5 protein-coding genes and 1 pseudogene are annotated in these 5573 nt (G+C 72.6%); all 6 read right to left on the bottom strand.

Annotated elements, in window-relative coordinates; genetic code table 11:
• Positions 1-253, bottom strand: a pseudogene (locus RMO85_RS06475) (CTP synthase); the annotation flags it as partial.
• Between the two features lie 11 nt (positions 254-264).
• Positions 265-1149 carry a copper transporter gene (locus RMO85_RS06480; RefSeq protein ID WP_310527701.1) on the bottom strand — a complete coding sequence of 295 codons (885 nt, stop codon included), beginning with the start codon at positions 1147-1149 and terminating at the stop codon, positions 265-267.
• Positions 1149-2354 carry a putative cytokinetic ring protein SteA gene (gene steA / locus RMO85_RS06485; protein WP_310527703.1) on the bottom strand — a complete coding sequence of 402 codons (1206 nt, stop codon included), beginning with the start codon at positions 2352-2354 and terminating at the stop codon, positions 1149-1151. The genes RMO85_RS06480 and steA overlap by 1 nt, the downstream gene beginning before the upstream one ends.
• A 103-nt stretch (positions 2355-2457) precedes the next feature.
• Complete coding sequence (gene recN / locus RMO85_RS06490; protein WP_310527708.1) at positions 2458-4209, bottom strand: DNA repair protein RecN; 1752 nt, start codon at positions 4207-4209, stop codon at positions 2458-2460.
• Complete coding sequence (locus RMO85_RS06495) at positions 4202-5173, bottom strand: NAD kinase (protein ID WP_310527716.1); 972 nt, start codon at positions 5171-5173, stop codon at positions 4202-4204. Before RMO85_RS06495 ends, recN begins: the two co-directional genes overlap by 8 nt.
• Positions 5170-5573 (bottom strand): SAM-dependent methyltransferase (locus RMO85_RS06500; protein WP_310527718.1); only part of this gene is annotated, 404 nt, incomplete at its 5' end. The genes RMO85_RS06495 and RMO85_RS06500, both read right to left, overlap by 4 nt.

Genomic DNA, 5573 nt, shown 5'->3' on the forward strand with positions numbered 1-5573 from the left:
CCAGGAAGCGTTCGTAGTGCCCGATGTCGAGGTCGGTCTCGGCCCCGTCGTCAGTGACGAACACCTCGCCGTGCTGGAAGGGGTTCATCGTGCCGGGGTCGACATTGAGATAAGGGTCGAGTTTTTGAATGGTGACCCGGAGGCCGCGGGCCTTCAGCAGGCTGCCAAGACTTGAGGCCGTGAGGCCCTTGCCGAGGGAGGAGGCGACGCCTCCGGTCACGAATACGTGCTTGGTCGGCGTCGGGTTCTTCACGGGGTTCGAGCCTACCCCAGCGGAGCGGGTCCGTCGGCACCCGACGCACCGAACGCCCCGCCCTTGGTGCTCAGAGCGCGGGCCAGGGCCAGCACGGCGCTCACCCGACCGGCCGCGGTGTCGATGCCGTCGACGGTGGCCACCTCGGCCGAGACGGGCTCGGCGCGCAGCCGGCCGATCTGGCCCTCGCCGCCGTCGGCGAGGGTGCCCGCCACGACGACGCCGGTCGCGGCCCGGGACAGGCCCGCGACGATGCCGGCGGTGATGGAGTCGCCACCTTCGGCGGCGGGCTCTCCACCCAGCACCAGCAGGACCAACGGCGCGCGGCGGGTCACCGTGCCCTCGAAGGTCAGCAGGTCTGCCCCCAGCAGGCTGTCGACGATCGCGGTCTGCTTGCCGCTCGGCGCGTCGCCCTCGGGCGTGGTGGTGGCGATCGCGACGCCGAGGAGCTGTCCGATCCGGTCGTACGTCGTCGCGTCGGCCGCGATCGTCTTGCCCTGCTGCGTCATCAGCTGGCTGCCCAGGGTGTCGACGAGGGACTTCTGCTCGGGCGAGACCATCGACTCGGTCAACGAGAAGCGGCCCGTGATCGCTCCGCCCGCGGCCGCGACCTGCTCGGCCAGGGCGGTCAACGTCTCCTCGTTGACCCCCGGTGCGCTCACCACGGCGACGCCTCGCTCCGCGAGCTTGGCGCTCGTGAGCAGCGGGCCCACGGCGCCGGCGAAGCCGTCGGCGTACACGCCCGCCGGATCAGCTGCCGCTGCGTCCGTGACCGCGGCCGGTGACGGGTCGGGATCGGTGACGTCGGAGAGCGGTCCGCCACCGAGCACGATGCCCACGGCCAGCGCGAGGAAGACCGCCACGAGGCTGGTCAGGAAATGCCGGAAGGTGATCATCAGAACAGTCCTTGTGCGCGATCGAGGAGGGTGGCCAGGGCGTCGACGACGACCGGGGTGGCGGCCTCCGCCCACTCCTGGCCGACGGGGGTGACGCCGATGGCGGCCGCGAGGGCGAGCAGGCCGGCGACGGTGACGGCCAGCAGGTGCCGGGGTCGCACCTGTCCGTCGTAGAGCCGTGGCACCGCGGCCGCGTCGACGAGCCGGGGGCCGACCTTGAGCCGGGTGAGGTAGGTGCTGGCGAGTCCGGTCCGACGTCGGTCGAGGAACTCGTCGAGCGTCGCGTGCATGCCGACACCGATGATCAGGCTGGCCGGACCCGCGTCGGCAAGGATCAGCGCGGCGTCCTCGGTGGTGGCGCCCGTCTCGAACCGCAGCGGGCGTACGCCGATCCGCTCGAACCGCTCGGTCACCGCGGACGGCGCACCACGCTCGACGAGCACGATGACGTCCTTGGCCCTCGTGAGCACCTCGACCGAGGGAGGCTCGTCGTCGGCGACGTTGGCCACCACGATGTGCGGCGTGTAGCCCGCGGCGAGCAGGGCGTCGGCGGCGTCGTCGACGCCGATCAGGACCGGGTGCTGCTCGCGGATGAAGGGCTTGATCCCGGCGAGCTCGGCCTCCCAGTCGTGCCCGCACACCACGACCACGACGGGCCGGCCGGCGAGCTCCGTGGCGGTGCGCGGCACGCCCCTGCCGTGCAGGAGCAGGTCCTGCTCGCGGCGGAGGAACTCGGTGCTGTTGTGGGTGAAGCTCTCGAGCTGCGAGTGCAGTCCGGTGCGGGCCGACTCCAGCTCGCCTCGGACGACCTCGCCGTCGACGACCCTGCCCACGGCGATGCTGTCGGCGCCGTCGAAGACCTCGCCGTCGAGGACCCGCAGCCGGGTGCCGTCCTTGATCCGGCTGATGACATCTCCGCCGAACGTGTCGAAGACGGGCACGCCGGCCTGGATGAGCACGTCCGGTCCGAGGTTGGGATAGCGGCCCGAGATCATCGGGGCGGCGTTGAGCACGGCGGCGACGCCGGCATCCACCAGGGTCTGGGCGGTGGCCCGGTCCATGTCCTGGTGGTCGATGATCGCGATGTCGCCCGGCCGGAGCCTGGCGAGCAGGTGCGAGGTGCGGCGATCGACGCGGGCCGGGCCGGTGACGCCGGGCGTCGCGGGGATGCGTTGGCGGGTGAGCTGGTGACCGGGGATCTTCATGACCGGGCCATGGTGTCAGCCGGGGAACGCCGAACTCGGCACCCGCGCCGGTGGGCGAGTCGTGACCAGGGACACCCGATGTGGGGCCGGCCCCGACCGAGTCTCAGGCGCGCGAGCGCGCCGGGGCGGCCGTCTCCATCAGCTCCCGGGCGTGCGCCAGGGCGGTGTCGGACTCCTCCAGCCCGGCGAGCATCCGCGAGAGCTCACGCTCGCGTTCGCCGTCGTCGAGGACGGTCAGTCCCGACGTCGTGACCGTGCCGTCGCTGGACTTGTGCACCACGACGTGCCGATCCGCGAAGGCAGCAACCTGGGGCAGGTGGGTCACGACCAGCACCTGCGCGTCGCGCGCGAGCTGCGCCAACCGGCGACCCACCTCGATGGCGGCCTTGCCGCCCACTCCCGCGTCGACCTCGTCGAACACGAAGATCGGCACGGGGCTGGTCTCGGCCAGCGCGACCTCGACGGCCAGCATGACCCGCGAGAGCTCGCCGCCCGATGCGCCCTTGTGCAGCGGTCGGGCGTCGGCTCCGGTGTTGGCGGCGAGCAGCAGCTCCACCTCGTCCACGCCGCTGGTGGTCGCCCGCAGCCAGCGACCGCCGACCCGGAGCACGTCGGCGGTGAGCTCGTCGTTGCCCTCGACCACCTGGGCTCGCACGTCCACGGTGACCTTGGCGTGCGGCATCGCGAGCAGCGCGAGCTCGTCGGTGACGACGGAGCCCAGTCGCGTCGCCGCCTCCTGCCGAGCCGCTGTGAGCCTGCCTGCCGCGACGTCGAGCTGCTGGCGCAGCTCCGTCTGCTCGGCGCGCAGCCGGTCGATCTGCTCGTCGGTGGAGTCGAGGTCGAGCAGCCGGCGCGATGCCGCCTCGGCCCAGGCGAGGACCTCGTCGATCGTCTCGCCGTACTTCCTCGTCAGCGACGTCAGCGCCGCCCGTCGCTCACTCACCGCGGCGAGCCGGGCCGGGTCGGTGTCGAGCCGGGCGGCGTAGGACGCGACGTCGGCTGCGACGTCGGAGAGCAGGTAGGTCACCTCGGCCAGCCGGTCTGCGAGCTCGCCGGCCTGAGGGTCGTGCTCGCGGACCCCATCGAGGAGGGTGCGGGCGGTGGAGGTCGTGGCCAGGGCGTCCGGGCCGCCCTGCTCGCTGCTCAACGCCTCACGAGCCTGCTCGGCCGCGGTGCGTAACGTGTCGGCGAAGCCCAGCCGGCCCTCCTCGGCGGCAAGGGCGGAGTCCTCGCCCGGCTCGGGTGAGACGGACTCGATCTCGGTGAGGCCGAACCTCAGCTGATCCGCCTCCCGGGCGCGCTCGAGCGCGCTGAGGACGACGGCGCGGAGGTCGCGCTCCACCTCGACGAGTCGGGAGTAGAGGTCTGCGTAGGCCGTGGCGCTCTTGGCCACGCTCGGTCCACCGAAGCTGTCCAGCGCGACCCGCTGGGCACTCTGCTTGAGCAGTCGGTGCTGGTCGGACTGTCCGTGGACGGCCACCAGCGGCTCCGCCACCCCCGCCAGCGCGGAGACCGGCACCGCCGCGCCGCCGACCCAGGCACGCGAGCGACCCTCGGCCGCGATGTTGCGGGCAAGAACGACCCGCCCGTCCTCGACCTCTCCCCCGGCCTCCTCGACCGCGGTGATCACCGCGGGCAGGTCGGCGACCGCCATCACTCCCTCGACGCGGGCGAACTTGGCGCCGGTGCGCACCGCGCCGGGGTCGGCTCGGTTGCCGAGCAACAGCCCGAGAGCGGTCACCACCATCGTCTTGCCGGCGCCCGTCTCACCGGTGATCACCGTCAGGCCGGGTCCGAGGTCGAGCGTGGACGACTCGATGACGCCCAGCGACCGGATGCGGATCTCCTCAAGCATCGGGGAGACCCTCGTCGCGGCGCCGACGCTCGGACCCACCGCGCCACCCCTCCACGGGCAGGTCGAACTTCGCGACCAGGCGGTCCGTGAAGGGTGCCTGGTGCAGGCGCACCAGCCGCACCGGACGGGCACCGCGGCGTACCTCGATCCGCGCCCCCGGGGGCAGGTCGACGGTCCGTCGACCGTCGCACCACAGCACCGCCGAGCCTGCGGTGTTGGCCAGCACCTCGACGGCGAGCACCGAGGTCGGCGCCACCACCATCGGGCGCGCGAACAGCGCGTGCGCGCTCAGCGGCACCATGAGCAGGGCCTCGACCTCGGGCCACACCACCGGGCCGCCGGCACTGAAGTTGTAGGCCGTCGAGCCGGTCGGGGTCGCGCACACCACGCCGTCGCAGCCCCAGCGAGACAGCGGCCGGCCGTCGATCTCGACGACGACCTCGAGCATCCGCTCCCGGGCCGCCTTCTCGACACTCGCCTCGTTGAGCGCGAACGTCGAGTACACGAGCTCCTTGTCCCGGTAGACCGTGACGTCCACCGTCAGCCGATCCTCGGTGACGTAGCGACGCCGCACGATCGCCTCGATGGTGATGGCCACGTCGTCCTGCTCAGCCTCCGCCAGGAAGCCCACGTGCCCGAGGTTGACGCCGAGCAGAGGCGTGCAGGTCGCATGCGTGAGCTCGGCCGCGCGCAGGATCGACCCGTCGCCCCCGATGACCAGGGCGAGCTCACACCCCTCGCTCGGGCGATCCTCGGCCGAGACGATCTCGATCCATCCGGGCTGGGCCGGATCCCGGGTCGCATCGAGCCCCAGGTCCTTCGCCTCAGCAGCCAGCAGGCGTACGACGATGCCGTGCCCGACCAGCGCCCGAGCGCACTCACGGGCGACCTCGCGGGCCTCCGCTCGCCCGGTGTGAGCCAACAGCAGCACCCGCCGGTGGGCATCGGTCGGGGTCTCGGTCACGGGTCCACCCTCTCACCCGTCGCACCCCAGGAGCCGCTGCGCTCGACCTCGGCGCGCACGTCATCGGCGCCGATGTGCGCCGCGCCCCGACGCAACAGCAAGAAGAACTCGACATTGCCCGAGGGCCCCGGGAGCGGACTGGCGGTGACCGCCACCGCACCCCACCCCCGCCGGGCGGCGGCGTCGGCGATGTGGGTGACGGCTTCGGCACGCAGTTCGAGGCTGCGCACGACGCCGCCCTTGCCCACCCGGTCCTTGCCCACCTCGAACTGGGGCTTGACCATGAGCGCCAGCTCCCCGTCGGGCGCCAGCACCGACAGCAGGGCGTCGAGCACCAGCTCGAGGGAGATGAAGGAAAGGTCTGCGACCACCAGGTCGACCGGGCCGCCGACGATCTCGG

The organism is Nocardioides sp., assembly GCF_031422975.1.
In the GTDB taxonomy this organism is placed as follows: domain Bacteria; phylum Actinomycetota; class Actinomycetes; order Propionibacteriales; family Nocardioidaceae; genus Nocardioides.